The organism is Pseudomonas sp. LM13, from assembly GCF_041381355.1.
GTDB classification, from domain to species: domain Bacteria; phylum Pseudomonadota; class Gammaproteobacteria; order Pseudomonadales; family Pseudomonadaceae; genus Stutzerimonas; species Stutzerimonas frequens.
Map to the genome: position 1 here is coordinate 93,730 of NZ_JACBXH010000001.1, position 26,178 is coordinate 119,907.

Genomic DNA, 26,178 nt, shown 5'->3' on the forward strand with positions numbered 1-26,178 from the left:
TAAGCTTCAACCTTCAAAAACGACTTCGATCATCAAGAAAGGGACCTACACCATGACCGCCCTCGCCCAAACCCAATGCGAAGCCTGCCGCGCCGATGCACCCAAAGTGTCCGATGAAGAACTGGCCGAGCTGATCCGCGAAATCCCCGACTGGAACATCGAAGTGCGCGGCGACCACATGGAGCTGGAGCGTGTCTTCCTGTTCCGCAACTTCCGCCACGCCCTGGCCTTTACCAACGCAGTCGGCGCCATCGCCGAGGAAGTCGGCCACCATCCCGCCCTGCTCACCGAGTGGGGCAAGGTCACCGTCACCTGGTGGAGCCACGAGATGCGCGGCCTGCACCGCAACGACTTCATCATGGCCGCCCGCACCGACCAGCTCGCCGCCAGCGCGGAGGGCCGCAAGTAATGCACTTCGGCCAGATTCCCCGCGTGCCCGGCGACCCGATCCTCGGCCTGATGGACCTGTATCGCGCCGACACCAACCCGGCCAAGCTCGACCTGGGTGTCGGCGTCTACAAGGACGCCCAGGGCCTGACGCCGATCCCGCGCGCGGTGAAGCTGGCCGAGCAGCGCCTGGTGGACAGTGAGCAGACCAAGAGCTACATCGGCGGCCACGGCGACGCCCAGTTCGGTGCCCTCTTGCTGCGTCAGGTGCTCGGCAGCCGCGCCATTGCCCTCGGCGAGCAGCGTGCCGGCTGCACCCAGGCGCCGGGCGGCACCGGCGCGCTGCGCCTGGCCGGCGAGTTCATCGCCAAATGCCTGCCCGGGCGCAGCATCTGGCTGAGCGATCCCACCTGGCCGATCCACGAAACCCTGTTCGCCGCCGCCGGCCTGCGCGTGCAGCACTACCCCTACGTCGGCGCCGACAACCGCCTCGATGTCGACGGCATGCTCGCCACGCTGCAACAGGTGCCGCCTGGCGACGTGGTGCTGCTGCACGCCTGCTGCCACAACCCCACCGGCTTCGACCTGAGTCACGACGATTGGCTGCGGGTACTGGACGTGGTGCGCGCACGCGAATTGCTGCCGCTGTTCGACTTCGCCTACCAGGGCTTCGGCGACGGACTGGAAGAGGACGCCTGGGCAGTTCGACTGTTCGCCGAAACGCTGCCGGAGATGCTCATCACCAGTTCCTGCTCGAAGAACTTCGGCCTCTACCGCGAGCGTACCGGAGCGCTGATCGCCGTCACCAGCGATGCCGAGCGTCTGCTCGACGTGCGCAGCCAGCTCGCGTCGCTGGCCCGCAACCTCTGGTCGACGCCACCGGCCCACGGCGCCGCGGTGGTGGCGACGATCCTGGCCGATGAGCCGCTGCGGCAGATCTGGCAGGACGAGGTGGAGCGCATGCGCCGGCGCATCGCCAGCCTGCGTCAGGGGCTGGTCGAGGCGCTGACGCCCTATGGGCTGGCCGAGCGCTTCTCCCACATCGCCCGGCAGCGGGGGATGTTCTCCTATACCGGCCTGACCGCCGAGCAGGTACGCCGGCTGCGCGCCGCAGATTCGGTGTATCTGGTGGAAAGCGGTCGCGCCAACGTCGCCGGGCTGGATGCCGAGCGCCTGGACGATCTGGCCAGGGCCATTGCACGGGTGGTGCAGGCCTGAACGATGTGAAGGTGCGCGCCGGTGACGCCGCTTCTGGCGACGCCGCCGGGTGCGCCGGAGCGAGAGAGCAGAGGCGCGGCTCGTGACCACGCGACTGGCTGCCGCAGCAGCGCCGGCACAGTAGCGCCGCAAGCTTTCAACCGGCTTTCAACGCGCGGCCGAGCTGCCTATGCTGGAGTCTGGCGCTCTACCCGGCCGATGCCATGACCGACTCCGTCACCATTCGGCAACAGCTCGCCGCCCTGCATCAGCAGGGCTTCGTGCTGCTGCCTGCCGTACTCGATCCCGCGGGCATCGCGACGCTGCGCGAAGCCATCGATGGCCTCGAACCCATCCACTGGGATTACCAGGGCCTGGTCGACGACCACTACAAGTGCGTCTTCAATCGCTCGCCGTTCTGGCTGCGCTTTCTCGATCTGCCCGGGGTGATCGGACTGGCCGAGGCGGCACTCGGGACGGACTGCCATATCATCGGCCAGACCGCCTGGCGCAGCCGCCCGGGCTTTATTGGCGGCGAGCTGCATGCCGACTACCTGGCCATGGAGCTGCCGGAAAGCCTGCTGGCCGATCCCGCCTTCGAACTGCCGATGCAGATCTGCACCGCACACCTGTATCTGGATGACATCGACGCCGACCTCTGCCCGACGTTGGTGATCCCCGGCAGCCACCGCGCCGGGCGCAAACCGCAGCCGGGCGAAACCCAGTGGCACGGCCGCGCGGCCGAGCCCGTGCTGTGCAAGGCCGGCGACGTGCTGCTGTTTCGCAGCGACCTCTGGCACGCGGGCAGCCGCAACCGCAGCGCCGAGCGCAGCCGCTACCTGCTGCAGATCCACTACGGCCGACGCATGGTGGCGCAGAAGTTCTCGCCCTACCTGCACTTCAGTTTCAATCCCGAGGTGCTGACTGCCGCCACGCCGCGCCAGCGCCGCCTGCTCGGCGAGCACGAAGCAGCCGAATACGACTGAATCCCCTGGCACCGAACCTGCATCGACCGAGGCCGCCGCGCCCGCGCGGCCATTGACTCGTATTCCCCAGATGAGGATTCGCCATGATCAGCAGTCGTGAACAGGTCACCCAGATGATCGTCGCCGCCAAGGTGCGCAAGGGCCTGAAGTGGGCACATGTCGCCGAAAGCATCGGCATGTCCAAGGAATGGACCACCGCCGGTTGCCTCGGTCAGATGGCCTTCGACAAGGCCCAGGCCGAGACCCTGGGGCAGCTCTTCGAGCTCTCCGACGAGGCCGTCGCCTGGCTGCAGATCGCCCCCTACAAGGGCTCGCTGCCCACTGCGGTGCCGACAGATCCGCTGATCTACCGCTGGTACGAGCTGGTCAACGTCTACGGCACCACCATCAAGGAACTGATCCACGAGGAGTTCGGTGACGGCATCATGAGCGCCATCGACTTCTCCATGGATATCCAGCGCCAGAGCGACCCCAAGGGCGATCGCGTCAACGTGGTGCTGTCCGGCAAGTTCCTGCCCTACAAGAGCTACTAAGGGTCCGGGCCAAACCCATCAGCAGGTGCGGACCTCCCCGCGCGCCAGGCTTTCCACGTTATTGCCCAGCGGAGCCCGCCGCGTTCAGGTCCGCACCACGCTCGCGCAGCGCCTGTAGCAATTCCTTGCGCTGGTCGGGATCGCACTCGGTGGCCAGCTACGGAGAGAATGTCGCTCCGCTTGTGGGAGCCTCGCGCTAGGGCGCCATTCCGGTGCGCGCAGCCAGCTCGTTGCACCAACGCGAGCCAGCCTTGATGAAGGCGTCATCGCGCCGCGCGCCGAGTTGGCCGATCGGTCAGCAATGGCATGGCATCTGCACCGCTGCCGCATCCACCTTGCGGAGCATCCAACATGAAACAGCCCGTCGATACCGACTACCCCCTCAGCGAAGTGCCCGCCGGCGCGCGCAAGGGGCTGTGGTCCACCTCCATCCTGCTGTTCGGCTTCACCTTCTTCACCGCCACCATGTTCGCCGGCGGCAAGATCGGCCTGGCCTTCGACTTCAAGACCATGCTCTGGGCCGCGGTCATCGGCAACCTGCTGCTCGGCGCCTACGCCGCCGCGCTCGGGCTGATCGCCTGCCGCAGCGGGCTGAACTCGGTGCTGATGGGGCGCTTCTGCTTCGGCGAGGTCGGCAGCCGGCTGTCCGATTTCCTGCTCGGCTTCACCCAGATCGGATGGTATGCCTGGGGCACGGCGACCATCGCCATCGTCCTGGTGCGCCTGCTGGCGTTGCCGGAAAGCTGGACGCTGCCGTTGATGGTGCTGTTCGGTTTCGGCTTCTGCCTGACCGCCTTCGTCGGCTACCAGGGCCTCGACCTGCTCTCGCGCATCGCGGTGCCAGCGATGCTGATTCTGCTGATTGCCTCGCTGTGGACTGCCACCCGTGACATTGGCGGGCTGGACGGCCTGCTCGCCGTGCAACCGGGCGACACCCTGACCCTCGGCATGGCCATCACCATGATCTTCGGCACCTTCGTCAGCGGCGCGACCCAGGCCACCAACTGGACGCGTTTCGCCCGCAGCAGCAAGGTCGCGGTATGGGCCAGTTTGATCGGCTTCTTCATCGGCAACGGCCTGATGATCATCGCCGGCGCCTACGGAGCAATCGTCTACCAGCAGCCGGACATCGTCGAAGTGCTGGTGCTGCAGGGGTTGTCGATGGCCGCGGTGGTGATGCTCTTTCTCAACCTCTGGACCACGCAGGACAACACCATCTACAACTTCGCCGCGGCCGGCTGCAACCTGCTGCGCACCGAGCGCCGCCGACTGGTGACCCTTGGCGGCGCCTTCGTCGGCACGCTGCTGGCGCTGGGCGGCATGTACGAACTGCTGATCCCCTTCCTGATCCTGCTCGGCTCGATCATCCCGCCCATCGGCGGCGTGATCATGGCGGACTATTTCTACCGCCATCGCGGGCAATACCCGAAACTGGCCGAGGCGCGCCTGCCGAAATACAACAGCCTGGGCCTGGCGGCCTATGTGCTGGGCGCCGCCTGCGCCTATTTCTCGCCCTGGGTGGCGCCCATCGTCGGCATACTGGTGGCCGCCGCAGCCTATATTGTGCTGTACGAGGGTCAGCGCCTGGCCCTGTCGCGCACGGTGCTGACGCAAACCGACGCACGCTGATCAAGGAGTCACCATGAACATCCTCAACGCCCGCCTGCGCGGCCGCAGCGGCCTGTACCGCATCGAACTGGACGGCGCGCGCATCGCCGCCATCAGCGCGCAGCAGGCGCCGGCCGAAGCCAGCGAGGGCGATATCGACGCCGCCAGCAATCTGGTGGTGCCGCCCTTCATCGAACCGCACATCCACCTGGACGCCACCCTTACCGCCGGCGAGCCGGCCTGGAACATGAGCGGCACGCTGTTCGAAGGCATCGAACGCTGGGGCGAGCGCAAGGCGCTGGTGACGCACGAAGACACCAAGGCGCGGGCGAAGAAAACCATCGACATGCTGGTCGATCATGGCATCCAGCATGTGCGCACCCATGTCGACGTTACCGACCCGACGCTGTCGGCGCTCAAATCCATGCTCGAGGTGCGCGAGGAAACCCGTCACCTGATCGACCTGCAGATCGTCGCCTTTCCGCAGGAGGGCATCGAGTCGTTCAAGGGCGGTCGCGAGCTGATGACCGAGGCGATCGCCATGGGCGCCGATGTGGTCGGCGGCATTCCGCACTTCGAGAACACCCGCGACCAGGGCGTCAGCTCGATCAAGTTCCTCATGGACCTGGCCGAGCGCAGTGGCTGTCTGGTGGACGTGCACTGCGACGAAACCGACGACCCGCAGTCGCGCTTTCTCGAAGTGCTCGCCGAAGAGGCACGCGTGCGCGAGATGGGCGAGCGCGTCACCGCCAGCCACACCACGGCAATGGGCTCCTACGACAACGCCTACTGCTCCAAGCTGTTCCGCCTGCTCAAGCTGTCGAAGATCAACTTCGTCTCCTGCCCGACCGAGAGCATCCACCTGCAGGGCCGCTTCGACACCTACCCCAAGCGCCGCGGCCTGACCCGCGTGGCCGAGATCGACCGCGCCGGGATGAACGTCTGCTTCGGCCAGGATTCCATCGTCGACCCCTGGTACCCGCTGGGCAACGGCAACATCCTGCGCATCCTCGAGGCGGGGCTGCATATCTGCCACATGCTCGGCTACGAGGACTTGCAGCGCGGCCTGGACCTGATCACCGACAACAGCGCACGCACCCTGAACTTGGGCGAGCGCTACGGACTGGAGGTGGGGCGACCGGCCAGCCTGCTGGTGCTGTCGGCGCCGGACGACTACGAGATGCTGCGCACCCAGGGCCATGCCCTGCTCTCGGTGCGCAACGGTGAGGTGCTGATGCGCCGCACGCCGGCACAGATCCAGCGTTACTGAGCGGCGGCGGTGGTCTTGCGCAGACGGTTGATGTTGGCCATTTCCTCGGCAGGCGTCAGCTTCAGCTGCGACAGATAGGCCGCCAGCGCCTCCACATCCGCCGCGGAAAGCTGCGCGGCGACGCCAATCATTACCGAGCCGGCGCGGCTCGGGTCGTTCTCGCGGAAACGCGTCAGCGCCTTGCGGATGTATTCGTCGGGCTGCCCGGCCAGGCGCGGCATGGTCTCCATGCCTTCGGCATGAGCCCCGTGGCAGCCGGTGCAGGTGGTTTGGAAGATCTTCTCACCGCTTCCGCGCAACGCAGCATTCACCGGGCCCTCGGGCGGATTGACCTTCTGCTGGCTGAAGAACACTGCGATGTTCACCCGCTCCTCCATGCTCAGGTTTTGAGCCAGCTTGGACATGACGAAGTCGGTCCGCTCGCCGCTGGCGAACTTCTCGAAGGCATAAAACAGGTACTGCGGATTCTGCCCAGCCAGATTGGGGATGTGCTTGCGCTTGCTGTTACCGGTTTCACCGTGGCAGTAGGCGCAGAATACCGCGCGCTCCTGGCCGGCCAGGCTGGCCTGCTCGCGCCGCTGCTCGTCGGCAATGATTTGGTTGAAGCGCTCGATGGCCTCCTCGCTGGCATGGGCGAGCGGAACGAAGCAGGCAAGCAGAGCGAGAACGAGCTTACGCATTGGGGGAGTATCCGTACTGAGCCGATGGGTATTTGCGGGCGCTTGACTATAGGCAACCCACCACCCGCCGACCCCGGCACAGGTCAACGAAAGCGGTCGTGACGACCGAGACCGTGAACTTTCGTGACACAAATCACAGCGCACCAGAGGGCCATGATCCGATAGGACATGGACGCCGTAATGAGTGGTTTATCGGCCAAATGCGAACAGTGCGCGCCTTTGCCGCATTGACGATAGAAAAAAACGATGAAGCGTTTTGCCAGATAGTCCAGACAGGAAGGAGGCATTCGACTAAAGTAGCAACCCTTCACCACCGAGGAGCCGTAACCCCCATGCTAGATGGACATGCAGAGCTGACCATGACCGTGCTGATGACGCCGGACAAAGCCAATTTCTCCGGCAACGTACATGGCGGCACGCTGCTCAAGTACCTCGACGAAGTCGCCTATGCCTGCGCCAGCCGCTATGCCGGGCAGTACGTCGTCACCCTCTCGGTGGACCAGGTGGTGTTCCGCCAGCCGGTGCATGTCGGCGAGCTGGTCACCTTCCTCGCCTCGGTCAACTACACCGGCACCACCTCGATGGAAATCGGCATCAAGGTCGTAACCGAAGACATCCGCTCGAAGACCGTGCGTCACACCAACAGCTGCTTCTTCACCATGGTCGCCCTCGGCGAGGACGGCAAACCGGTACCGGTACCGCCGCTGAATCCGAAGACAGCGGAACAGCAACGCCGCTTCGCCCAGGCGTACCAGCGCCGCGAGATCCGTCGTGAGCTGGAACACCGCTACAGCGAACTGCGCGCAGGCAGCGAGCGCCTCGCCGCGGTGAATTAGACATCGCCCTCGACGGCACAGCGGGTCTTCGGCGGCGCCGGAGTCCCGCAGCCCCCGATTTGTAACAAAACCTTATACAATGCACGGCTTTCCGCACCTCCACTGAAGGACCCGCCGTGAGCACGCTGCCCCCCTGCCCCAAATGCAATTCCGAATACACCTACGAAGACGGCCAGATGCTGGTCTGCCCGGAGTGCGGCCATGAGTGGTCCGCCACTGAAAGCGCAGCGGCCGCGGGCGAAGGCGACAAGGTGATCAAGGACTCGGTGGGCAACACCCTGCAGGACGGCGACACCGTCACGGTGATCAAGGACCTCAAGGTCAAGGGCTCGTCGCTGGTGGTCAAGGTCGGCACCAAGGTGAAGAACATCCGCCTGGTCGATGGCGACCACGACATCGACTGCAAGATCGATGGCATCGGAGCGATGAAGCTGAAGTCCGAGTTCGTCAGAAAAGTCTGAGCCGCGATGCTCGTCCGAAAGCCCGGCATTCGCCGGGCTTTCGCGTTTCAGATCAAGCGCAACAACCAATCCAGCCGCTCGCGGGTAAAGCCGCTGCCGATGAACAGCAGATCGATCCAGAACGCCTGGTGCAGCACCACGATCAACCAGAACGCCAGCTGATAGCTCAGCTTGCGGGTCTTGTGGCGAAACACCTGCTGCGCGACGAGCGCACCCGGCCAGCCGCCAGCCAGCTCGAAGAAATGCAGCGTGGTTTCCGGCGTGCGCCAGCGATCCTTCAGCGCGCTGTGCTTGTCACGCCAGTAGAGGAAGAAGGTCAGCAGGCTGGCGAGGGCGTAGATTGCCAACGGCAACACCGCCCCGAGGCGCAGGAGGCTGCCCGCCAGCGGCAGCAGGCAGAGCAGCGCGAACAGCACCAGCTTGAGCGGAAGCCGCTGAATGTTACCGGCGACCAGCTGCCGCGCTGGCTTGCCGGCGGCACGCGCCGTGGCGCGCGGGCGGTCCTGAGGATCGCTCTTCTGCCGCTGACTGCCCGGCCGCTGGCGAATCGCCGGCTGATCCAGCGTCAGCGGCGCATCCAGCCGCAGATGCTCGGCGCGCAAGCGGCCCTGAGGGTCGCGCCCGGCCACGTAGAGCACCCGGTCGCCCACCAGCGGCCGGCGCTCACCATGCACGGCCGAGATATGCGCGAAGACATCCTCACCGCCCTGCTCCGGGCGAATGAAGCCGAAGCCCTTCTGGTCGTTCCAGCTTTTCAGCGTGCCTCGCTGTTCCATGCACCGCAATCCATGTGATCAAAGCCGCGCATGCTAACCGAGCTCGGCATGCGTTGGCAGCACGCCGCTATGGCCACGGCATGGCGGTCGGCGTTATGGTCAGGCGATCATCAGCCCAGGGATGAACCATGGCCAGCAAGCCCAGCAGTGCGAACAAGCAGAAACACCTCGCGGTCCTGATCGACGCGGACAACGCGCCGGCGGCCATCGTCGAAGGCCTGTTCGAGGAGATCGCCAAGTACGGCGTCGCCAGCGTCAAGCGCATCTATGGCGACTGGACCAAGCCCAACCTCGGCAGCTGGAAGAGAGTGCTGCTCGACCACTCGATCCAGCCGATCCAGCAGTTCGCCTACACCTCCGGCAAGAACGCCACTGACAGTTCGCTGATCATCGACGCCATGGACCTGCTCTACACCCGGCGCTTCGACGGCTTCTGCCTGGTTTCCAGCGACAGCGACTTCACCCGCCTGGCCGCACGCATCCGCGAGGAAGGCCTGACGGTGTATGGCTTCGGCGAACAGAAGACGCCCTCGCCATTCGTCTCGGCGTGCGACAAGTTCATCTATACCGAGATCCTGCGCGCCGACGCCACCAAGGTCGCTGCCGAGCCGTCGACGGAAAAGCTCGCCGCGGCCGCCGCACAGGTAGAAGAAAGCAGCAAGCCGCCGAAAACAGGCGACAAGGGCGACACCATCAAATGCCAGGCGGTGCCGGTGGACTTCATCGCCAAGATTCTCGACGACCTGACCGAGGAGGACGACTGGATTCAGCTCGGCACGCTCGGGCAGAACATCAGCAAGCTGCGCCCGGCCTTCGATCCGCGCCTGTATGGCTGCAAGAAGCTCAGCGACCTGATCGCCGGCCAGCCCAAACGCTTCGACCTGGAGTCACGCGGCAGCAGCGCCACCGGCGGCAAGGATCTCTACGTCCGCTTGCGCAAGGCCGGCAAGCACTGAACGGCGAAGCGGCCCGGCTACTCGTCCGACGCCAGCCAGCAGACGCGATCACGACCGTCGTGCTTGGCGCGGTAGAGCGCAGCGTCCGCACGCCGTAGCAGGCTATCGGCAGTGTCCACCGGCCCTAGCTCGGCAACCCCGGCGCTGAGGGTCTGACCGCGGCCAGTGCTGAACATGGATGTCCGCGACTGTTCACAGAGGCGCTCGGCGAACGCCAGCGCCTGCTGACCATTGGTTTCCGGACACAGCAGCAGAAACTCCTCGCCACCCCAGCGGCCGACGGCGTCACTGCCGCGCAGACCAGATACCAGCAGGTCGGCGAATTCCTTGAGAACGCGGTCCCCAGTCTGATGACCGAACTCGTCGTTTATGCTCTTGAAGTGATCGATATCCAGCATGACGATCGACAGCGGCCGGTTGTAACGCCGCGCCTGCTCCAGCGCCCTGGCGAAGCGCCGGTCGAGTTCGGCACGATTGGCCAAGCCGGTGAGAGCATCGGTCTGCGATTTGATCTGCAGCTGCTCGTTCAGCCTCCGTAGCCGCCCGATCCAGTACAGGCTGGTCAGCAGCATCACCGAGAAAACCACCACGATCTGCACGACCAGCCGGTAGTCGGTACCCGACTCGATGCGAATCGGCGCATGCCGGTTGGCGATCTGGTTCAGCTCCCACGGCGTAATGGTCGCAATCGCCTTGTCCAGAATGCCGCGCAGCACAGGTTCGCTCTTCAGCACACCGATGCGAAACTGGTTATCGAGACTCGCCAGCTGTCCGGCGATTTTCAGGTTGAACCAGCCCTCGCGGCGCATGGTGTAGGCAGCCACGGTCAGCGACCGTATGGTCAGATCGGCTTTGCGCTCGTTTACCAACGCCAGCGCCTCGGCGTCGGTGTCGGTGATGATGACGCGCAGCTGGGGGAAATCCCGCCGAACGCTTTCCTCGATGAACGTGCCGGACGGCAGCGCCACCGTTGCGTTTTCCAAGGCGGACAGATCGGCCACGTACGGGTGGTCTTCCCGTGCGATCACCACATTGGCGTCGGTGAACAACGGCTGGGTGAAGATCAGCCAGGCATCACGCGCAGGCGTCTGGTTGAGAAAGCTGAGCAGCTGACAGCGGCCGGCCTGGGAGAATGCCACCGACTGGCCCCAGTCGCTGGTCGACACGATATCAAGTTGCAGGCCCGCCCGTTGCGCCACGAGACGCAGCAGGTCGGCAGCGATTCCTTCGTGCTCACCACGGGCGTTGAGCATCTCGAACGGCAGCCAGTCCGGATCGACACAGATGCTGACCGAGCGGTTGTCGGCCAGCCAGTCGCGCTCGACAGCGCTCAGGTCGAGCGTCACATCGACCGAAGCCGATACCGTGCCTGACAGGGCGAACAACGCGATGCACAGAAACCTTGTCACTTGAGCCACCCTCGCAAGGACCGCACGCAACCTTGGCACGGCTGGAGTTCAACACGGCACAACCGGCGCGGCAATAGACATCATGGCTTTGAGCCATCATAAATCGTGCCAACCAATTTTTTGACGCCTTTAATCATTTGCAACCATTGACTGACGCAGCGATCGAACCGACCCGTGGCAAGCCCTTCTAAAGGGCTGCAGATAGTGGAGGTTCCCATGAGCAAGCATTCATTCCTCGCCGGCGGCCTGGCACTCCTCGCCCCGCTGGTCTTCGCCCAAACGCCGCCGCCGGAAGTGGTCAGCCACCTCAACGGTCTCGATGTGGAGATCAGTCCGATGGGCGTGCCGGCCAAATCCGAAGGCGTCGAAGGTGAACTGCTTGGAGTGCGGGCAGTGAAGGTGATGAACCGTACCGGCGGGCAGATTACCTGCGAGTTCCATGTACCGAATGACGCGCGCTCGGATACCTCGGCGTCGCCGGTTTTCACCGTCGCGCCAAATACCCAGCGCACCGAGCGGGTTCCAGGCGAATACTCACCGGACGAGCCCTATGCGGAAATCACCTGCCGCTCGAGCGAACTCGCCCCGACACAGTGACGCCAACCAGCTCAGCGATGCCCGGCGCAGGTTTTGCGAATCGTGTTTGACGGGCCACCGTTCGCCTCCAACGACGCATAGCACGCGCAGCGCATAGCACTTGGCTCGTTTGTTTTGCCGTCCTGCCAGAACGCCGGGTTGCCCGCTCGGCCATTGGTGGTGAACTAACAGGCCAATGATGCGATCCCCTCTTAAGCACCGTCAGAGCGACCCGGGCAGCCAGACCATCGTGCTGGGCGGGTCCGATCCGAAGCGATGAGGAGTTCCTCGTGACCGTTATTACCCACCGCACCACCGAAACCACCCACAGCGTTTCCCGCCATGTGCCCGGCCCGCTGCATGCGACGCTGCTGGCCGGGGCCGTCCCCCTGTTTCTTGGCGCGCTGCTGAGCGACATCGCCTACTTCCGCAGCTATGAGATCCAGTGGGCCAACTTCGCCTCGTGGCTGATCGCCGGCGCGCTGGTGTTCTGCGGGCTGTCGGTGCTGTTCGCCATCGCCAATCTGGTCAAGGCCAGGCATAGAACAGGCCGACCTTTGATTTATCTGTTGTTGCTCGCCGTGGCTTGGGTGCTTGGTTTCATCAACGCACTGCAGCACGCCAAGGATGCCTGGGCGGTCATGCCGACCGGCCTGGTGCTATCGGTGATCGTCACCCTGCTGGCCTGCGCCGCCGCATGGGTTGGCCTTTCCAATCTGCGCGACGGAGGTGAAGCATGAAGCACACCCATGCCCTCTCCGTACTGACCATCGCCGTGTTGCTGAGCGCCTGCGGTGGCAACGAACAGGACGCTGCCAGCCGCTACGGCGCCAACCCCAAACTGCCGGAGCCCGAGCGCGGGCTGCTGCCGAGCATGACGATCGCCGACCCGGCTCCCTGGGGCGATGCGATGCCGACGGTACCGGACGGCTACAGCGTCAGCGCCATTGCCACTGACCTGCAGATTCCACGGCAGACGCTGGTGCTACCCAACGGTGACATCCTCGTGGCGGAAGGCCGAGGCGGCAATGCGCCCAAGCTCAAGCCCAAGGACGTGATTGCCGGCTATATCAAGGCCAAAGGCGTCACCTCGGTGAAAAGTGGCAATCGCCTGACGCTCCTGCGCGACGCCGACCGCGACGGTACCTACGAGCTGCAAAAGGTGTTCGCCGAGGACCTTAACGCGCCCTACGGACTGGCGTTCCACGACGGCACGCTGTACGTCGCCAATCAGGACGCACTGGTGCGCTTCGACTACCAGGAAGGCCAGACCGAAGCCAGCGGCCCACCGACGAAGATCATCGACCTGCCCTCGGAGATCAACCACCACTGGACCAAGGCGATGACCATCAGCCCAGATGGCCAGTACCTCTACGTCGGCATCGGCTCGAACAGCAACATCACCGAGCGCGGGATGGAAGCCGAGGTCGACCGCGCCATGGTCTGGCAAATCAACACCGAGACCGGCGCCTACAAGCCATACGCAACCGGCCTGCGCAACCCCACGGCCCTTGCCATATTACCCGGCACGGACCAGTTATGGTCGGTGGTGAACGAGCGCGACGAGCTGGGTGAAAACCTGGTGCCGGACTACCTGACCTCGGTGCAGGAAGGCGGTTTCTATGGCTGGCCCTACAGCTACTGGGGGCAGAACGTCGACGACCGCGTGCGTCCGCAGGACCCGGACAAGGTCAAGCAGGCGATCACGCCGGACTACGCACTGGGCGCCCACGTCGCCGCGCTGGGCCTGGATTTCTCCTCGGAAGTCATGGGTGAGCAATTCGCCGAAGGCGCGTTCGTCGGCGAGCACGGCAGCTGGAACCGGGAAGATCCGTCCGGCTACAAGGTGATCTTCGTGCCGTTCCGCGATGGCCGCCCGGCCGGCGAACCCATCGACTTCGTGACCGGCTTCCGCGAGGACGGCAAGACCCGCGGCCGCCCGGTCGGTGTGACCGTCGACCCCAGCGGTGCGCTGATCGTCGCGGATGATCTGGCCAACATCGTCTGGCGCGTGACACGCATCCAATGACCAGCAGCGCCCCAACCCTCCCGACAGCTTGACTACAGCCGCTGGGAGGGCTGTGGGCCGTTCTTCGCTCGACAGCCCCTAGAGGCGCGGAACAGGCGGGCGGCGGTGACTTCATGAAGAAAGGCCAGCGACGTTGCAGGCATAACGGGCGGGGCAAATGGCGCAGCAGCCGCCGCGACCCAACGTGAAACACCCATCAGGCAAGACGCAAAGCCTCGGCGGGCTATTCGTCGTACTCGCGGCATTGTGCTGGGGGCTGTCGGGCGGAATCGGCGGTGTTCTGACCGCCGAGGGCTGGAGCCCGATCGTGGTCTCGCTCTCCCGCGGCGCGATCGGGCTGCTAGTCGTGTTTCTCTGGCTTGCCTTGCGCCCGGCTGGCAGCGGTCTAATGAACGGGCGACTGTGGCTCTGGTCGGCAGTCGCCGGGGCGGCCGTGGCAGGCAATTTCTCGTTCTATTTTCTCAGCATCGCCGAGGGCAGCGTGGCCGTGGCGGCGACACTCATGTACTCCGCGCCGGTGTTCGTCTATCTCGTCTCGTTCGCGTTTCGGCTGGAGCGGCCCAGCGCATTCAAGTGGACGGCTATCGCGCTGGTGACGCTTGGCGTCATTCTGCTGACCGGCATCTACGACGTCGGAGCGGGCGACATCACACTGCTGGCGGTGGGTGCAGGACTGCTTTCCGGCGTGTCGTACGCCGTTTTCATCTTCGCCTTCAAGTATGCGGCCCCCCATGGCAGCCCTCAGGCGATTCTGGTGATCGCCTTCGCGGTGCTGGTGGCGATATTGCTCGGGCTGAGCGATGCGGAGCAGACTTTGGCCGTGCTGGGCACCTCAAGCTGGCCGCTGTTCGTCACATTAGGCGTACTCGGTGGCGGGCTATCGTTCGTCTTGTACATCGTCGGGCTCAAGCATACCGCGCCCGCGGCAGCGTCCATCCTGGCCATGGTCGAACCGGTGACCGCCTCGCTCTTCAGCGTCGTGGTGCTAGATGAAAGCCTGGCCGCCATGCAGGTCCTGGGCATGGCGCTGATTCTGCTGACGGTCACGGCGCTGGGCGTCCATTCGAGAAATCCGAATTAACTTATCGCGCTTGCTCAAGCAGATTCTTGAGCCGCTGCAGGTCCGCCGCCACCGCCTGAGCGTCCATCGCAAATTGCTCATCGCTCATGTCCGGTTGGCGGAACAGCGTGAAAACGAACTCAGACCCGCCGCTACACGGCATGACCCGCATGGGGTTGCGAACTATCGAACCCGACTCCAGTTCGACTTCGTGGTCCATCTCCCCGAGCGCATTCGGCGGTGCGAAGCGAATCCTCACTTTTCCAAAAGGCGCGTCAGCCACCCATGCATCGCCCTGCTGCGTGACCTCGGAACGCGCCAGCCCCGCCGCCCACTGCGGAAGATTGCGCGGGTCGGCGGCGAACGCATACACCTGTCCCGGATCACGGGCGATGAAGATGCTGATATGGCGGACGTGGTGGTGCATGGATCAGGCCCCCGATGATAATTTCCCGTCGGCAGTTGTACCCGACACACAGCCCGACCACGAGCCCTGAATCGAGCATGCTCAAGACCCTTCCTATTGCGTTCGTTCTGCTCCTGTTCGGCGCGAGCATTTACAACTTGGTGCGTGAACAGGCCTTCGTCGAAGGCTTCGTCGAGGCGCAGGCAAAGATCGTCGCCATTCGCAGCGAGCGCATCAGTCGAGGCGATGGGCGCCAGTATTCGAGCAATATCCATGCAGTGGTCGAGCACTACTTGAACGGCGAGCACTACCGATTCGAAAGCCAGTTCTTCGGCGTGCCGGCGTGGCGCGAGGGGCAGTCGGTGACAGCGCTGGTTTCGCAAACGTCGCCAAACATCGGCCGAATCAAGCGAGTCGACGATATCTATCCTCGCAGCGCCGGCTTAGGCGTCTTGGCCGCACTTGCTCTCCTGGCCATGGCAACGGGCCGTTTCCTGCGACAGCATAGACACCGCTCGGCAGTCGCCTGACCGTTTCAAAGAGGCAGACAAACCGCTGTCCCTTACCTTCAAGCACCGCCGCAAAACCGACGTGCTATCCAACCATCTCACAGGTCCGCCGATGCTCCGCTCCATCCACCACGCCGCGATCATCTGCTCCGACTATGCCGTCTCGAAGCGCTTCTATACCGAGACGCTGGGCCTTGCGGTGGTCGCCGAGCACTACCGGGAGTCGCGACAGTCCTACAAGCTCGACTTGGCCTTGCCGGACGGTGGGCAGATCGAGCTGTTTTCGTTTCCCGACGCCCCGCCTCGCCCCTCGCGCCCGGAAGCGCAAGGATTGCGGCATCTGGCCTTTGCGGTGGATGACGTCGCGCAGTGCAAGACGTGGTTGGAGCGTCAGGGCGTTGCGGTGGAGCCAATTCGGACAGACGAATACACCGGCCGCCGGTTCACCTTCTTCGCGGACCCGGACGGCTTGCCGCTGGAACTGTACGAGGCCGCCCCTTCCGGCGATTGATGCGATGCGCTTCGTGCGCCTCGGAACGATCAGGCCCTGCGGTCACCGAGAGGACACCTGCGGAGCGGCAGGCCCGCCCCGCATTGCCGCTCAGCTCTCGCGGGCGCGCTTGATGCGATGATCCCAGCGGCGCTTGGCGAAGCGGCGCATGTTCGGGATGTCGTCCGTTTCGTCCATGATCGGCTGGCCGATGATGGTTTCCATGATGTCTTCCAGCGTCACCAGGCCTCGCCAGCTGCCGAATTCGTCGTAGACCAGGCACATGTGCTGGCGCTCGTGCAGCAGCTGGGTCATGAGATTTTCCACGCTGGTCATTTCCGGTGCGACTTTCATCGATTTCATGATCGTCGACACCGGCGCTTCGTCGTCGGCCGCCGACAGGGCGTCATAGCGGAACACCACACCCAGCGGGCTCTCGTTGTCGCCAATCACCGGGTAGCGCGAGAACTGGCTGTTAGCGACCTGTTCCTTGAACGCACCGATGCTGGTCTCCGGCGACGTGTAGTCGCAGACGGTGCGCGGTGTCATCACGTCGCGCACCTTGATCTCGTGCAAGTCGAGGATGTTCCTGATGACGCGCAATTCGTCCTCGTCGAGGCTCCTGTTCTCGCGGCCGAGTACCGTCAGCGCCTTGATCTCCTGACGGATGTCGTGCTCCGGCTCCTTGCCGCCGACCGCCCGCATGATCAGGTCGGACAGGTAGATGAACGGTTTGAGCATCAGGATCATGCCGTTCAGCAACGGCGGCAGGTACGGCGCGAGCGTGCGCCAGTAACGGGCTCCGATGGTCTTGGGCAGGATTTCCGAGAGCACCAGGATCAGCACCGTCATGACAGCCGAGGCGATACCAACGTAGCCGTTGCCAAAGACCACGGTGACCTGGGCGCCGACTCCGGTGGCGCCGACAGTGTGGGCGACGGTGTTCAGCGTGAGGATCGCCGCAAGCGGCTGGTCGACATTGTCCTTCAAGCGTTTCAGGCGCTCGTAGAGCTTGGGTCTGACGGCTTTCTGGTGCGCGATGAAGCTGGGTGTCAGCGAAAGCAATGCAGCTTCGAGGATCGAACAGATGAATGAAACGAGGATGGATATGACAGCGAACGCTATCAGGAGGGTCATGTAAGGGTGGTTACGTTGCCAAAGGCAAGCCAATTTACCGCAAAGCCGCCCGACCAGTACGAAGGCGCATGCAACATTTCATTTCCCCGCGCGATGATCTGCCGATTACATCGATTTGACTGCTGCTACCGACGGAGTTCAGGTCGCGCCCGGGGTGACTTTTCGCCCATCGGCTTGTTCCGCCGTTTGACCTCGGCTAGGGTGCGGCGCTCGAATAAGCGGACCTCAGGAGTACTGCGAGTGATCAGAACAGGGATGTTGGCGCTGGGATTGTCGCTGGCGCTTCCGGCTCAGGCGGCCGAGCGGCAGGTCTACCTGGTGGCGACGATGCAACTGGACGGCTCCAGCCTGGCACAGAGCATCTTTCTCCACGAACCGGATATCACTGAGTTGCAGGGCTGCCTCGACGCGGTGCGCGACGGCCAGAGCAAGCGTGACTGGCAGCAATACCATCACATCTTCCGCCGCGACCGGATCAAGGGCTTCTCCGGGCATATGCGCTATCACTGCACCTACAGCGAGCAGCGCTTCAGCAGCTGGCACGACGGCCCACGCTACAACAAGCCGTACCTGATCCAGGTGAACGACGACGCCAAGCTCCGTGTGGTGCGCACGCCCAGCCAGGCGCAATGCATGTCCCAGCTGCGCGCGCTGCCGATGGCACGGCGGGCGCAGAGCTTCTGCGCCATGGGTAATCAGGAACTGCAACCCTGAAGCGGAACCACCCGGCCAACAGGCCAGGCGGTTACGCTTGGCTCAGCCGGGCTGATAGCTGCCCGGCACCGGCGCGAAGGACACGCCAAAGCGGTTCCAGGCGTTGATGGTGGCGATGGCCAGGGTCAGGTTGGCGAGCTGGGATTCGGAAAAATACTCACGCACCTCCTCGAACAGCTGCTGCGACACGCCCTGCGGCAGCAGGGTATTGGCCTCGGCCCAGGCCAGCGCGGCACGCTCGCGATCACTGAAGAACGGCGTTTCGCGCCAAGCACTTAGCGCATAGATACGCTGCTCGGTTTCACCCAGGGCACGGGCGTCCTTGGTGTGCATGTCGAGGCAGTAGGCGCACCCGTTGATCTGCGAGACGCGGATCTTGATCAATTCCATCAGCGGCTTGTCGACGCCGTCCTCGCGGCGACTCTGCCGCGCCAGGTAGGTTTCCAGCCCGATCATCGCGGTCATCACATCGGGGGCGGCGGCCTGGTAGTTCATGCGCATGGGGGTCACTCCTCGGTTTGAATGTGCAACCAAGGCTACGCAGCCGCCATGCTGCACTATTGTAGATTTTCGACATCTTGCAAGCGGCCCGTCATGACCGAGTCCCTCCACGCCCGCCTGCCCTGTCTGCAGGGTTTCGTCACCCACCCGCCGATCCCGGCGCTGGCCGCGTACGTGCAGCGTTTCTGGTGGATGGATGGCGACGGCTCGCAGGCCTACGACGAGCAGCTGCTGCACCCGGACGGCGGCAGCGGCGTGATCTTCAACTTCGCCGATCCGCTGAACTTCGATGGCACCCAGCGTGGCCGGCGGGCCCTGATCGCCGGGCCGCAGCTGGCCAGCACGCGCCTGCAGCTGGTCGGCCGGGTCAGGATGATGGGCGTGCGTTTTCGGCCCGGCATGGGCGCCGCCATGTTCGGTATTGGCCTCGACGAGCTGACGGGATTCCACGACGCGGACTGGCCCAGGCTCGGACTCGCGCACCTGGTCGATCAGCTGGCCGAGCTGGAACGCGGCGCGCAGCAGGCATTGATCGAACGCGAACTGCTCCGCCGTCTCGAGGAAACCCAGGCACGCCGCAACCCGGTACAGCAGCTGCTCAACCGAATCGCCGCCAGCGAAGGCCGGGGCCGCCTGGCCGATCTGCTGCAGAGCGTGCCGCTCGGCCAGCGTCAGCTGGAGCGCCTGTTCCGCCACCAGGAAGGAATGACGCCCAAGCAGTTCAGTCGCATCCAGCGGGTGGCGCTGGTGCGCAACCAACTGCGCACCGGCCAGCCGCTACTCGATACCGCATTGAGCTGTGGTTACAGCGACCAGGCGCACCTCATTCATGACTTCAAGACGGTCGTCGGCATGACGCCGGGGCAGTATCGGTCGCGGATCAAGAGCAGCAACGCCTGAAGCCCAGGTAGCCACCCAGAGGCCATCTGCAGCAGCGATGCGGGTCGCGGATGACCAAGCCGTGGCATGCATTGGCAAGATCCGTGGGAACCTTGTCATTGCGACAGCGGCGTCTCGGCAGCAGACTGCAGCCATCCACTCCGAGAGCTGCACCATGGACGCCACCCGCACCGTCGCCTGCCTGATCTACCCGGATGTGATGAGCCTGGACGTTACCGGCCCGATGCAGGTGTTCGCCTCGGCCAACGTCGAGCGACAGCGCCAGGGTCTGCCTCGTCATTACGAGCTGGTGCTGCTGGGCACCAGGGCCGGTCCGGTCGCCACCTCGGCGGGGCTGAAGCTGGTGGCGGATGCCAGCTGGACCGAATGCGCTCCCGCCACGCTGGATACCCTGCTGATCCCCGGTGGCGTCGGCGTGGATGCGCAAAGGCGCGACCAAGCGCTGCTCGCCTGGCTGCGCGCCGCCGAACCCAGGGTGCGGCGCCTGGGCTCGGTCTGTTCCGGCGCGCTGATCCTGGCCGAGGCCGGGCTATTCGACGGGCGCAAGGCGACTACGCACTGGGCGGACCTCGCGGCGCTGGGCGAGTACGCATCCATCGAGGTGCAGGGCGACCGGTTGCACACCTACGACCCGACCGATCCGCAGGCGTCGCACTTGTTCAGCTCCGCGGGCGTCACCGCCGGCATCGATCTGGCGCTGGCCCTGGTGGAAGCCGATCTCGGCCGCGCACTGGCGCTGGCAGTCGCCCAGCGGCTGGTGATGTTCCTGCGCCGGCCCGGCGGGCAGACCCAGTTCAGCCCGATGCTGGCGGCGCCGAGCGGCAACGTGGCGCGCCTCGCCGCGCTGCTGGAATGGATTCCAGGGCATCTGGGCGACGACCTGTCCATCGAGGCGCTGGCCGCCCAGGCGCATATGACCCCACGCACCCTGTGCCGCCTGTTCAGCCAGGAAACCGGCATGGGCCCGGGCCAGTACATCGAACGGGTGCGCCTGGAAGCCGCGCGCAATCTGCTGCTCGACGCCCAGGCCTCGATCGCGACGGTGGCGCGGCTGACCGGCTTCGGCCATCCGGAAAATCTCCGGCGCAGCTTCCAGAAGCACCTGTCGGTCAGCCCGCGGGACTTCTACCAGCGCTTCGGCTGACGCAACCGACCTCACTCACCGTTCCCAGCCCGCTCGGCATCTGGCCAGGCAGCGCTGTGCCCGCTCGCCACCCTCAAGGAGCCGCTCATGCATCTTTTGCTCAGCAATCCCCAGGTCCTGCGCCTGTTCATCGCCCAGGCGCTGTTCTGGTCCTGTTCGATGACCGGGATCATCTTCACCGCCATCGTCGGCCTGCGCCTGGCGCCAGCGGCGGGCCTCGCCACCTTGCCGCTGGCCCTGCTGATGCTCGGCGGCCTGCTCGCCCTGCAGCCACTGGCGGGCCTGATGCAACGCCGCGGACGCCGCGCCGGCTTCCTCATCGGAGCGTTGGCCGGCGTGCTGGGCGGGCTGATCAGCGCGCTGTCGCTCTGGCTCGACAGCTTCACCCTGCTCTGTATCGGCGCTCTGCCCATTGGCGCCTATCAGGCCTCGGCTATGTATTACCGCTTCGCCGCGCTGGAAGCGGTGAGCGATGCCTTCAAGGGGCGCGCCACGGCCTGCGTGATCGGCGGTGGCGTGCTGGCGGCGCTGATAGCGCCCACGCTCGGCCATATGGCGCGTGATCTCGCCGGCGTGCCTTTCGCCGGCACCTATCTGTTGATCGCCAGTCTGGCGGCACTGGGATTCGTGGTCTTGGCCGGGTTGCCGGCGAACTCGGGCATGCCGGCAGCCCGGGCCGATTCGGCGACGATCAGCTGGCAGGCGCTGCTAGCGCGGCCGACCATTCGCGCCGCGGTGCTGACCACCGCTGCCGGCCACGGCCTGATGATCCTGGTGATGAACGCCACGCCCCTGGCGATGCACGGCGAAGGTCTGGATCTGCAGGCCAGCGGCCAGGTCATTCAGTGGCACATGCTCGGCATGTTCCTCCCGGCGTTCGTCGCCGGGCCGCTGGTGGATCGTTTCGGCTGCCGGCTGGTCGCCTGTGGGGGTGGAGGATTGCTGATCGCCAGCGCAGTGGTCGCCCTGCTCGGCATCAGCCACTGGCACTTTCTGCTCAGCAGCTGCCTGCTCGGCATCGGCTGGAACCTCATGCTGGTCGCCGGCACCACCCAGCTGGGCCAGGGCCACGTAGCGAGCGAACGCGCCCGGGCTCAGGGCCTGATGGAGCTGAGCAACGGCAGCGTCGCCGCAGCCATGTCGTTCGCCTCCGGCGCCTTGATCGCGCAGGCCGGCTGGGCGGCGGTGAACATCGGGCTGCTGCCCATCGTAACGCTGGTGGTACTGGTGCAGGTTGCGCAGGGCTATCGGCAAAAGCAGGCGGCGTAATGCTGCGCAGCCGGAGGCGCGTTCAGGACAGCTTCTGCTCGGAAATCAAATGAATGATATTGGCCGGGCTGGAGATCCAGAACGCGCGGAAGCCATCGGGCAGGGGTTCGATTTCATCGCGACGGGCGCAATGGCGCTGTTGCAGAAGGGCCGATGCAGCGTCCAGATCGTCCGTCACCACCTCCAGCCAGATCTCTGCCTGGCTGATGCCCGCCACGCGATCGAGCCAGAGCACCTTGTCGCCGAACTCGAAGCGCGGTGTCTGTTCGCCGTCGGCATCGCTAGGCGTCAGCTCCTTGAGCCTCAGCGTCTCGCGGTAGAAGGCAACGGTGCTCGCGTACTCATGGGCGGGCACCTTCATCGCCATGTTTCGACCAGGCTGGAAAGTCGGGTTCATGGGTTGCTCCACTGGCACGCCGACAAACCGGGCCGGCGCCGGTAGCGAGCCAGTACAGACGTGATCGGCCATGCATGCAAGTGCCCTGGCGGTACTGCACCGCGCACATCAGCGCCCTTCCTTCGACTGTCGCTCAACCTCACTCGATAAGCTCTCGCAACAGTAGATGTTATGTTATAACTATGCGGACGATGTTGCCGGACACCCGCCCATGACCGAAGCCGAACTACTCGCCCAGCCCGCCGAGGCATACATGAACGCCGACCAACAGGTCTTCTTCCGCGACCTGCTGCTGCGCCAGCGTGCCGAGCTGCAGGCGCGTATCGAGGAAGAATTCCAGGCGCTGCGCGAACAGGAACCGAGCAGCGACCCCGCCGACATCGGCAGCGCCGAAGAACAGCGGCACTGGCAGCTGCGCGTTCTGGAGCGGGAGAAAAAGCTGCTCGACAAGATCGACGCCGCGCTGGACGCCATCGCCCGCGGCGAGTACGGCTGGTGCGCCGAAACCGGTGAACCCATCGGGCTGCAGCGCCTGCTGTTGCGTCCCACCACGACGCTGTCCATCGAGGCGAAGCAACGCCAGGAACAGCGCGAAAAACACCAACGATCCGCCTGAGAGACCGCCATGAACCGCCTCCCTGTAACCGTCCTGTCCGGCTTCCTCGGCGCCGGCAAGAGCACCCTGCTCAACCACATCCTGAAGAACCGCGACGGCCGCCGCGTGGCTGTGATCGTCAACGACATGAGCGAGATCAACATCGACGGCAACGAGGTGCAGCGCGGCGTCAGCCTCAATCGCGCCGAAGAGAAGCTGGTGGAGATGAGCAACGGCTGCATCTGCTGCACCCTGCGCGAAGACCTGCTTGAGGAAGTCGGCAAGCTCGCCCGCGAGGGCCGCTTCGACTATCTGTTGATCGAGTCCACCGGTATTTCCGAACCGCTGCCGGTGGCCGAGACCTTCACCTTCCGCGATGAACAGGGCCAAAGCCTGGCCGATCTGGCTCGCCTGGACACCATGGTCACGGTGGTCGACGGGGTGAACTTCCTGCGCGACTTCCACGAGGCCGAGAGTCTGGCCAGCCACGGCGAAACCCTTGGCGAGGACGACGAGCGCTCGGTCACCGAGCTGCTGATCGAGCAGGTGGAGTTTGCCGACGTCATCCTGATCAGCAAGATCGACCTGATTTCCGCCGCCGAACGCGAGGAGCTGACCGCCATCCTCGGCCGGCTCAACACCCACGCCGATATCCTGCCGATGAGCATGGGTCAGGTGCCGCTCGACCGAATCCTCGACACCGGCCGTTTCGATTTCGAACGCGCCGCCCAGGCGCCCGGCTGGCTCAAGGAAATGCGCGGTGAGCATGTGCCGGAAACCGAGGAATACGGCATCGCCTCCACCGCCTACCTGGCGCGCCGGCCGTTCCATCCGCAGCGTTTCTACAACTTCCTCAACCGCGAGTGGAGCAACGGCCGCCTGCTACGCTCCAAGGGTTTCTTCTGGCTCGCTACCCGCCCCGAGGAAGCCGGCAGCTGGTCGCAGGCCGGTGGGCTGATGCGCTACGACTACGCCGGGCGCTGGTGGCACTTCACGCCGGAGTCAGCCTGGCCGAGCGACCGCGAAAGCCGCACGGCGATCCTTGGCAAATCCCGCGGCGAGTTCGGCGATTGCCGCCAGGAACTGGTCTTCATCGGACAGAACATCGACTTCGACCAGCTGCGCCGCGAGCTGGACGCCTGCCTGCTGAACGACAGCGAGTGGGCCTTGGGCATCGACGGCTGGCTGCGCCTGCCGGACCCGTTCGGCCCCTGGCACGAGCAGGTCGCCTGATGCTGGCGCTTGCGGCGACTCGCCCGCAGCCGCGGCAGCTGTTCGGCGATACCCCGGCGGTACTCGCCGAAGCCCTGCAAGATGGGGTCAACCTCGCGGTGTGGCAGCGCCGACTACCCCTGCACATCACCGGCTTCGCCGAGACGCTGCTGGCGCTGGGCGAACCGCTGGCTGAGTCCCTGACGCTGGAACCGGGCGCCGAAGGTGAATTGCAGCTGCCGACCCTGACCGCGAACCACCGGGACCTCGCCGGACATGCCGGCTTCGTCGCGGATGTCGCCTGGCTGACCCGCGCCTTCGCCTGTCTGGTCGACGCGCGACGCATCGGCCTGCGCCTGCGGCTGCTGGACAAGGCCATGTGCCCGCGCTTCCACGTCGATCATGTGCCGCTGCGGCTGATCACCACCTATGCCGGCGCGGGTAGCGAATGGCTTCGCGAGGACGGCATGCCACGTCGGCGTCTCGGTGATCCGGCAGCCGAACCGACAGACCCGGCCGCCATCGAGCAGCTCGGGGCTGGCGACGTGGCGTTGTTCAAGGGGGAGAAATGGCTGGGTAACGAAGGCGCCGGGATCATTCACCGCTCGCCGCAGGCAACCAGCACCGAGCGCCGCCTGATCCTGACGCTGGACTGGCTGGCCTGAAGCAGAAGGGCCGACAGCCGCAGCTGCGGCCCTCCAGATCGACGACCGATCAGGCCGCCATCTTTTCGCACTCTTCAGCGCACTTGCGACAGGCTTCGGCGCAGGCCTGGCAATGGTCGTGCTGGTGCTTGCCGCACTCCTCGGCACAGTCGCGGCAGACCTGCGCACAGAGCTTGCAGAACGCTTTGGCATAGGCGCTGTCGCGGGTCATCAGCACCGCCGCGATCGCACACATGTCGGCGCAGTCACGATCGAGCTCGATGCAGCGCGCCATCATCTTCACGTCGTCCTCGCGCAGGCAGGAGGCCGCGCAGGTCTCGCAGACCAGGGCGCAATTGGAACAGGCCTGGATGCATGACTGGTAACTGGAGTTGAGCATGGTGTTTCCTCCTTTTCTCTAGCCGGTAGGAAGTGGCTCTGGTAGGCCACTGGCGTCAGGCGCGAGCCACGCCTTACTAACTAGGGGTCCGAGGCGGCGGCATAAGTTCAGCCCGTTGGCCGGATGGTCAAGGCCGCCCGGCCTTTGCGACGACTCCGACGCGGCTACAATGCTCGCCTCGTTGCGCTATCCGGAAGCCACATTTCTCATGCCCTTCACCCTGTCCGCGCCGTGCGAACTGTTGGAAGTCATCAGCAAGAGCCGTTTCCTGGCCAAGGCGGCACCGGTACAAAGTCCGGAAGACGCGCAGGCATTCATCCAGGCGGTCAGCGATCCGACCGCTACGCATAACTGCTGGGCGTGGAAGATCGGCAATCAATACCGCTTCAGCGATGACGGCGAGCCCGGCGGTACGGCGGGAAGACCAATGCTCACGGCCATAGAAGGGCAGGATTTCGATCGGGTTGCGGTGGTGGTGATCCGCTGGTTCGGTGGCATCAAGCTAGGCACCGGCGGCCTCGCCCGTGCCTACGGCGGCACCACCGCCAAATGTCTGCAGGCCGGCGAGCGCAGCGAGCTGGTCTCGCGCTCGCGCTGCCGCTGTCATTGCCGCTTCGCCGAACTGGCGCTGCTCAAGGCGCGCCTGGGGGATTTCGAAGCGCTGCTGGAAGCCGAGCATTTCGACGCCGACGGCGCGACGCTGGAGATTGCCCTTCCCGCCGCTCAGCTGCAGCCACTGGGCAGATTGCTTGCTGATATCACCCGCGGTCGTAGCCAGCTGGAAACGTCGGACTAGAGCCTGCGTTGCCCACAAATACTGTGGAAGCAACTGTGGATAACATTTGTATGGCGTGCTGCGAAGCGCCTGCCACGGGGGCTGCAGAAATCTGTACATTTTTTAGTCAGAGCGCCTTGCAGACCCGCCTCTATCACGTTAAACGCTTGAATTGCAGTGTTTTTTGACTGAGCGGTCGCGCGATGACGCAATGCCATCTATCGCGTTCTGCCAGCTGCCAGTTATGCCCGATTCGCGTGGAGAAGTATGTGGATAACATTGGGAACAACCTTGCCAGGCCGCGCCGTGCTTGGCTCGCAG

At 64.8% G+C, this 26,178-nt stretch carries 31 protein-coding genes and 1 pseudogene; 23 read left to right on the forward strand and 9 right to left on the reverse strand.

Annotation, left to right across the window (positions count from 1 at the left end):
- Positions 1–52 precede the first annotated feature (52 nt).
- The 4 genes from HZR81_RS00440 (at position 53) to cynS (ending at position 3,103) form a co-directional block, all read left to right on the forward strand.
- The gene (locus tag HZR81_RS00440) at positions 53–409 is read left to right on the forward strand and encodes a 4a-hydroxytetrahydrobiopterin dehydratase (RefSeq protein WP_500127039.1); all 357 of its coding nucleotides are present in this window, start codon (positions 53–55) and stop codon (positions 407–409) included.
- A complete protein-coding gene (locus HZR81_RS00445; RefSeq protein ID WP_230357695.1) occupies positions 409–1,605 on the forward strand; it encodes an amino acid aminotransferase in 1,197 nt (398 codons plus the stop codon). Before HZR81_RS00440 ends, HZR81_RS00445 begins: the two co-directional genes overlap by 1 nt.
- A 203-nt stretch (positions 1,606–1,808) precedes the next feature.
- Positions 1,809–2,570 (forward strand): phytanoyl-CoA dioxygenase family protein, encoded by a 762-nt coding sequence (locus tag HZR81_RS00450; RefSeq protein ID WP_500127040.1) that lies wholly within the window; start codon positions 1,809–1,811, stop codon positions 2,568–2,570.
- 83 nt (positions 2,571–2,653) lie between these two features.
- On the forward strand, positions 2,654–3,103 hold the full coding sequence (gene cynS / locus HZR81_RS00455; RefSeq protein WP_003279998.1) for a cyanase: 450 nt from the start codon (positions 2,654–2,656) through the stop codon (positions 3,101–3,103).
- Positions 3,104–3,121: 18 nt separating this feature from the next.
- Here the strand turns inward: cynS and HZR81_RS00460 are convergent.
- Positions 3,122–3,260: pseudogene (locus tag HZR81_RS00460) on the reverse strand (ankyrin repeat domain-containing protein); the annotation flags it as partial.
- A gap of 194 nt (positions 3,261–3,454) precedes the next feature.
- On the opposite strand from HZR81_RS00460, the gene codB reads away from it, so the two are divergent.
- Both codB and codA read left to right on the forward strand, forming a co-directional pair.
- Positions 3,455–4,732: a cytosine permease gene (gene codB / locus HZR81_RS00465; RefSeq protein WP_500127041.1), complete on the forward strand. Its 1,278-nt coding sequence runs from the start codon at positions 3,455–3,457 to the stop codon at positions 4,730–4,732.
- Between the two features lie 13 nt (positions 4,733–4,745).
- A complete protein-coding gene (gene codA, locus HZR81_RS00470) occupies positions 4,746–5,981 on the forward strand; it encodes a cytosine deaminase (RefSeq protein WP_326428871.1) in 1,236 nt (411 codons plus the stop codon).
- On the opposite strand, the gene HZR81_RS00475 is transcribed toward codA, so the two are convergent.
- Entirely contained in the window at positions 5,975–6,661 is a 687-nt protein-coding gene (locus HZR81_RS00475; RefSeq protein ID WP_102838641.1) for a c-type cytochrome, read from the reverse strand. The two genes, codA and HZR81_RS00475, sit on opposite strands and share 7 nt — an antisense overlap.
- A gap of 332 nt (positions 6,662–6,993) precedes the next feature.
- On the opposite strand from HZR81_RS00475, the gene HZR81_RS00480 reads away from it, so the two are divergent.
- Together HZR81_RS00480 and HZR81_RS00485 are read left to right on the forward strand one after the other, a co-directional pair.
- Positions 6,994–7,497 carry an acyl-CoA thioesterase gene (locus HZR81_RS00480; protein ID WP_049325923.1) on the forward strand — a complete coding sequence of 168 codons (504 nt, stop codon included), beginning with the start codon at positions 6,994–6,996 and terminating at the stop codon, positions 7,495–7,497.
- 116 nt (positions 7,498–7,613) lie between these two features.
- Positions 7,614–7,958, forward strand: coding sequence for a zinc ribbon domain-containing protein YjdM (locus tag HZR81_RS00485; RefSeq protein WP_044315091.1), 345 nt, complete (start codon positions 7,614–7,616; stop codon positions 7,956–7,958).
- 47 nt (positions 7,959–8,005) lie between these two features.
- Here the strand turns inward: HZR81_RS00485 and HZR81_RS00490 are convergent, their stop codons facing one another.
- Positions 8,006–8,734 carry a DUF1294 domain-containing protein gene (locus HZR81_RS00490; RefSeq protein WP_044315090.1) on the reverse strand — a complete coding sequence of 243 codons (729 nt, stop codon included), beginning with the start codon at positions 8,732–8,734 and terminating at the stop codon, positions 8,006–8,008.
- A 128-nt stretch (positions 8,735–8,862) separates the two neighbouring features.
- Between HZR81_RS00490 and HZR81_RS00495 the strand changes: the two genes are divergently transcribed.
- Positions 8,863–9,690: an NYN domain-containing protein gene (locus HZR81_RS00495; protein ID WP_500127042.1), complete on the forward strand. Its 828-nt coding sequence runs from the start codon at positions 8,863–8,865 to the stop codon at positions 9,688–9,690.
- 17 nt (positions 9,691–9,707) lie between these two features.
- Here the strand turns inward: HZR81_RS00495 and HZR81_RS00500 are convergent, their stop codons facing one another.
- Positions 9,708–11,099 carry a diguanylate cyclase gene (locus HZR81_RS00500; RefSeq protein ID WP_500127043.1) on the reverse strand — a complete coding sequence of 464 codons (1,392 nt, stop codon included), beginning with the start codon at positions 11,097–11,099 and terminating at the stop codon, positions 9,708–9,710.
- A gap of 216 nt (positions 11,100–11,315) precedes the next feature.
- Between HZR81_RS00500 and HZR81_RS00505 the strand changes: the two genes are divergently transcribed.
- The 4 genes from HZR81_RS00505 (at position 11,316) to HZR81_RS00520 (ending at position 14,785) form a co-directional block, all read left to right on the forward strand.
- Positions 11,316–11,696 carry a hypothetical protein gene (locus HZR81_RS00505; protein WP_133455638.1) on the forward strand — a complete coding sequence of 127 codons (381 nt, stop codon included), beginning with the start codon at positions 11,316–11,318 and terminating at the stop codon, positions 11,694–11,696.
- 269 nt (positions 11,697–11,965) lie between these two features.
- A complete protein-coding gene (locus tag HZR81_RS00510) occupies positions 11,966–12,415 on the forward strand; it encodes a DUF2231 domain-containing protein (RefSeq protein WP_500127044.1) in 450 nt (149 codons plus the stop codon).
- Positions 12,412–13,704: a PQQ-dependent sugar dehydrogenase gene (locus tag HZR81_RS00515; protein WP_500127045.1), complete on the forward strand. Its 1,293-nt coding sequence runs from the start codon at positions 12,412–12,414 to the stop codon at positions 13,702–13,704. Before HZR81_RS00510 ends, HZR81_RS00515 begins: the two co-directional genes overlap by 4 nt.
- A 157-nt stretch (positions 13,705–13,861) precedes the next feature.
- Entirely contained in the window at positions 13,862–14,785 is a 924-nt protein-coding gene (locus HZR81_RS00520) for a DMT family transporter (protein WP_500127046.1), read from the forward strand.
- Position 14,786: 1 nt separating this feature from the next.
- Here HZR81_RS00520 and HZR81_RS00525 read toward each other — a convergent pair whose 3' ends face one another.
- Complete coding sequence (locus tag HZR81_RS00525; protein WP_500127047.1) at positions 14,787–15,191, reverse strand: SRPBCC family protein; 405 nt, start codon at positions 15,189–15,191, stop codon at positions 14,787–14,789.
- A gap of 77 nt (positions 15,192–15,268) precedes the next feature.
- Here HZR81_RS00525 and HZR81_RS00530 point away from each other — a divergent pair, with 77 nt between their 5' ends.
- Both HZR81_RS00530 and gloA2 read left to right on the forward strand, forming a co-directional pair.
- Entirely contained in the window at positions 15,269–15,700 is a 432-nt protein-coding gene (locus HZR81_RS00530) for a DUF3592 domain-containing protein (protein ID WP_500127048.1), read from the forward strand.
- Positions 15,701–15,791: 91 nt separating this feature from the next.
- Positions 15,792–16,190, forward strand: coding sequence for an SMU1112c/YaeR family gloxylase I-like metalloprotein (gloA2, locus tag HZR81_RS00535; RefSeq protein ID WP_500127049.1), 399 nt, complete (start codon positions 15,792–15,794; stop codon positions 16,188–16,190).
- A 90-nt stretch (positions 16,191–16,280) separates the two neighbouring features.
- Here gloA2 and HZR81_RS00540 read toward each other — a convergent pair whose 3' ends face one another.
- The gene (locus tag HZR81_RS00540) at positions 16,281–17,306 is read right to left on the reverse strand and encodes a CNNM domain-containing protein (protein WP_500127050.1); all 1,026 of its coding nucleotides are present in this window, start codon (positions 17,304–17,306) and stop codon (positions 16,281–16,283) included.
- A gap of 255 nt (positions 17,307–17,561) precedes the next feature.
- Between HZR81_RS00540 and HZR81_RS00545 the strand changes: the two genes are divergently transcribed.
- A complete protein-coding gene (locus HZR81_RS00545) occupies positions 17,562–18,020 on the forward strand; it encodes a hypothetical protein (protein ID WP_270054516.1) in 459 nt (152 codons plus the stop codon).
- Between the two features lie 42 nt (positions 18,021–18,062).
- On the opposite strand, the gene HZR81_RS00550 is transcribed toward HZR81_RS00545, so the two are convergent.
- The gene (locus tag HZR81_RS00550) at positions 18,063–18,521 is read right to left on the reverse strand and encodes a carboxymuconolactone decarboxylase family protein (RefSeq protein WP_500127051.1); all 459 of its coding nucleotides are present in this window, start codon (positions 18,519–18,521) and stop codon (positions 18,063–18,065) included.
- Positions 18,522–18,614: 93 nt separating this feature from the next.
- Between HZR81_RS00550 and HZR81_RS00555 the strand changes: the two genes are divergently transcribed.
- The 3 genes from HZR81_RS00555 to HZR81_RS00565 all read left to right on the forward strand — a co-directional run bounded on the left by HZR81_RS00555 (position 18,615) and on the right by HZR81_RS00565 (position 21,834).
- Complete coding sequence (locus HZR81_RS00555) at positions 18,615–19,421, forward strand: AraC family transcriptional regulator (protein WP_500127052.1); 807 nt, start codon at positions 18,615–18,617, stop codon at positions 19,419–19,421.
- Between the two features lie 154 nt (positions 19,422–19,575).
- Positions 19,576–20,565: a GlxA family transcriptional regulator gene (locus tag HZR81_RS00560; RefSeq protein ID WP_500127053.1), complete on the forward strand. Its 990-nt coding sequence runs from the start codon at positions 19,576–19,578 to the stop codon at positions 20,563–20,565.
- Between the two features lie 87 nt (positions 20,566–20,652).
- Positions 20,653–21,834 (forward strand): MFS transporter, encoded by a 1,182-nt coding sequence (locus HZR81_RS00565; protein WP_500127054.1) that lies wholly within the window; start codon positions 20,653–20,655, stop codon positions 21,832–21,834.
- A 22-nt stretch (positions 21,835–21,856) separates the two neighbouring features.
- Here HZR81_RS00565 and HZR81_RS00570 read toward each other — a convergent pair whose 3' ends face one another.
- Positions 21,857–22,231 (reverse strand): VOC family protein, encoded by a 375-nt coding sequence (locus tag HZR81_RS00570; protein ID WP_102838657.1) that lies wholly within the window; start codon positions 22,229–22,231, stop codon positions 21,857–21,859.
- Positions 22,232–22,442: 211 nt separating this feature from the next.
- Here HZR81_RS00570 and dksA point away from each other — a divergent pair, with 211 nt between their 5' ends.
- From dksA to HZR81_RS00585, 3 genes are read left to right on the forward strand one after another with little or no spacing between them, the layout of a single operon-like run.
- A complete protein-coding gene (gene dksA, locus HZR81_RS00575) occupies positions 22,443–22,847 on the forward strand; it encodes an RNA polymerase-binding protein DksA (protein WP_197860866.1) in 405 nt (134 codons plus the stop codon).
- Between the two features lie 9 nt (positions 22,848–22,856).
- A complete protein-coding gene (gene zigA / locus HZR81_RS00580; protein ID WP_500127055.1) occupies positions 22,857–24,059 on the forward strand; it encodes a zinc metallochaperone GTPase ZigA in 1,203 nt (400 codons plus the stop codon).
- Positions 24,059–24,703 (forward strand): DUF1826 domain-containing protein, encoded by a 645-nt coding sequence (locus HZR81_RS00585; RefSeq protein ID WP_500127056.1) that lies wholly within the window; start codon positions 24,059–24,061, stop codon positions 24,701–24,703. The genes zigA and HZR81_RS00585 overlap by 1 nt, the downstream gene beginning before the upstream one ends.
- Positions 24,704–24,752: 49 nt before the next feature.
- Here the strand turns inward: HZR81_RS00585 and HZR81_RS00590 are convergent, their stop codons facing one another.
- Positions 24,753–25,082 (reverse strand): four-helix bundle copper-binding protein, encoded by a 330-nt coding sequence (locus HZR81_RS00590; RefSeq protein ID WP_014597733.1) that lies wholly within the window; start codon positions 25,080–25,082, stop codon positions 24,753–24,755.
- Positions 25,083–25,290: 208 nt separating this feature from the next.
- Between HZR81_RS00590 and HZR81_RS00595 the strand changes: the two genes are divergently transcribed.
- Complete coding sequence (locus HZR81_RS00595) at positions 25,291–25,878, forward strand: IMPACT family protein (protein WP_500127251.1); 588 nt, start codon at positions 25,291–25,293, stop codon at positions 25,876–25,878.
- Positions 25,879–26,178: the final 300 nt, after the last annotated feature.

Bases quoted from the DNA above. Each gene is read 5' to 3' on its own strand.
- HZR81_RS00440 (WP_500127039.1), top strand. From the start codon at position 53: ATGACCGCCCTCGCCCAAACCCAATGCGAAGCCTGCCGCGCCGATGCA.
- HZR81_RS00445 (WP_230357695.1), top strand. From the start codon at position 409: ATGCACTTCGGCCAGATTCCCCGCGTGCCCGGCGACCCGATCCTCGGC.
- HZR81_RS00450 (WP_500127040.1), top strand. From the start codon at position 1,809: ATGACCGACTCCGTCACCATTCGGCAACAGCTCGCCGCCCTGCATCAG.
- cynS (WP_003279998.1), top strand. From the start codon at position 2,654: ATGATCAGCAGTCGTGAACAGGTCACCCAGATGATCGTCGCCGCCAAG.
- codB (WP_500127041.1), top strand. From the start codon at position 3,455: ATGAAACAGCCCGTCGATACCGACTACCCCCTCAGCGAAGTGCCCGCC.
- codA (WP_326428871.1), top strand. From the start codon at position 4,746: ATGAACATCCTCAACGCCCGCCTGCGCGGCCGCAGCGGCCTGTACCGC.
- HZR81_RS00475 (WP_102838641.1), bottom strand. From the start codon at position 6,661: ATGCGTAAGCTCGTTCTCGCTCTGCTTGCCTGCTTCGTTCCGCTCGCC.
- HZR81_RS00480 (WP_049325923.1), top strand. From the start codon at position 6,994: ATGCTAGATGGACATGCAGAGCTGACCATGACCGTGCTGATGACGCCG.
- HZR81_RS00490 (WP_044315090.1), bottom strand. From the start codon at position 8,734: ATGGAACAGCGAGGCACGCTGAAAAGCTGGAACGACCAGAAGGGCTTC.
- HZR81_RS00495 (WP_500127042.1), top strand. From the start codon at position 8,863: ATGGCCAGCAAGCCCAGCAGTGCGAACAAGCAGAAACACCTCGCGGTC.
- HZR81_RS00505 (WP_133455638.1), top strand. From the start codon at position 11,316: ATGAGCAAGCATTCATTCCTCGCCGGCGGCCTGGCACTCCTCGCCCCG.
- HZR81_RS00515 (WP_500127045.1), top strand. From the start codon at position 12,412: ATGAAGCACACCCATGCCCTCTCCGTACTGACCATCGCCGTGTTGCTG.
- HZR81_RS00520 (WP_500127046.1), top strand. From the start codon at position 13,862: ATGGCGCAGCAGCCGCCGCGACCCAACGTGAAACACCCATCAGGCAAG.
- HZR81_RS00525 (WP_500127047.1), bottom strand. From the start codon at position 15,191: ATGCACCACCACGTCCGCCATATCAGCATCTTCATCGCCCGTGATCCG.
- HZR81_RS00530 (WP_500127048.1), top strand. From the start codon at position 15,269: ATGCTCAAGACCCTTCCTATTGCGTTCGTTCTGCTCCTGTTCGGCGCG.
- gloA2 (WP_500127049.1), top strand. From the start codon at position 15,792: ATGCTCCGCTCCATCCACCACGCCGCGATCATCTGCTCCGACTATGCC.
- HZR81_RS00540 (WP_500127050.1), bottom strand. From the start codon at position 17,306: ATGACCCTCCTGATAGCGTTCGCTGTCATATCCATCCTCGTTTCATTC.
- HZR81_RS00545 (WP_270054516.1), top strand. From the start codon at position 17,562: ATGTTGGCGCTGGGATTGTCGCTGGCGCTTCCGGCTCAGGCGGCCGAG.
- HZR81_RS00550 (WP_500127051.1), bottom strand. From the start codon at position 18,521: ATGCGCATGAACTACCAGGCCGCCGCCCCCGATGTGATGACCGCGATG.
- HZR81_RS00555 (WP_500127052.1), top strand. From the start codon at position 18,615: ATGACCGAGTCCCTCCACGCCCGCCTGCCCTGTCTGCAGGGTTTCGTC.
- HZR81_RS00560 (WP_500127053.1), top strand. From the start codon at position 19,576: ATGGACGCCACCCGCACCGTCGCCTGCCTGATCTACCCGGATGTGATG.
- HZR81_RS00565 (WP_500127054.1), top strand. From the start codon at position 20,653: ATGCATCTTTTGCTCAGCAATCCCCAGGTCCTGCGCCTGTTCATCGCC.
- HZR81_RS00570 (WP_102838657.1), bottom strand. From the start codon at position 22,231: ATGAACCCGACTTTCCAGCCTGGTCGAAACATGGCGATGAAGGTGCCC.
- dksA (WP_197860866.1), top strand. From the start codon at position 22,443: ATGACCGAAGCCGAACTACTCGCCCAGCCCGCCGAGGCATACATGAAC.
- zigA (WP_500127055.1), top strand. From the start codon at position 22,857: ATGAACCGCCTCCCTGTAACCGTCCTGTCCGGCTTCCTCGGCGCCGGC.
- HZR81_RS00585 (WP_500127056.1), top strand. From the start codon at position 24,059: ATGCTGGCGCTTGCGGCGACTCGCCCGCAGCCGCGGCAGCTGTTCGGC.
- HZR81_RS00590 (WP_014597733.1), bottom strand. From the start codon at position 25,082: ATGCTCAACTCCAGTTACCAGTCATGCATCCAGGCCTGTTCCAATTGC.
- HZR81_RS00595 (WP_500127251.1), top strand. From the start codon at position 25,291: ATGCCCTTCACCCTGTCCGCGCCGTGCGAACTGTTGGAAGTCATCAGC.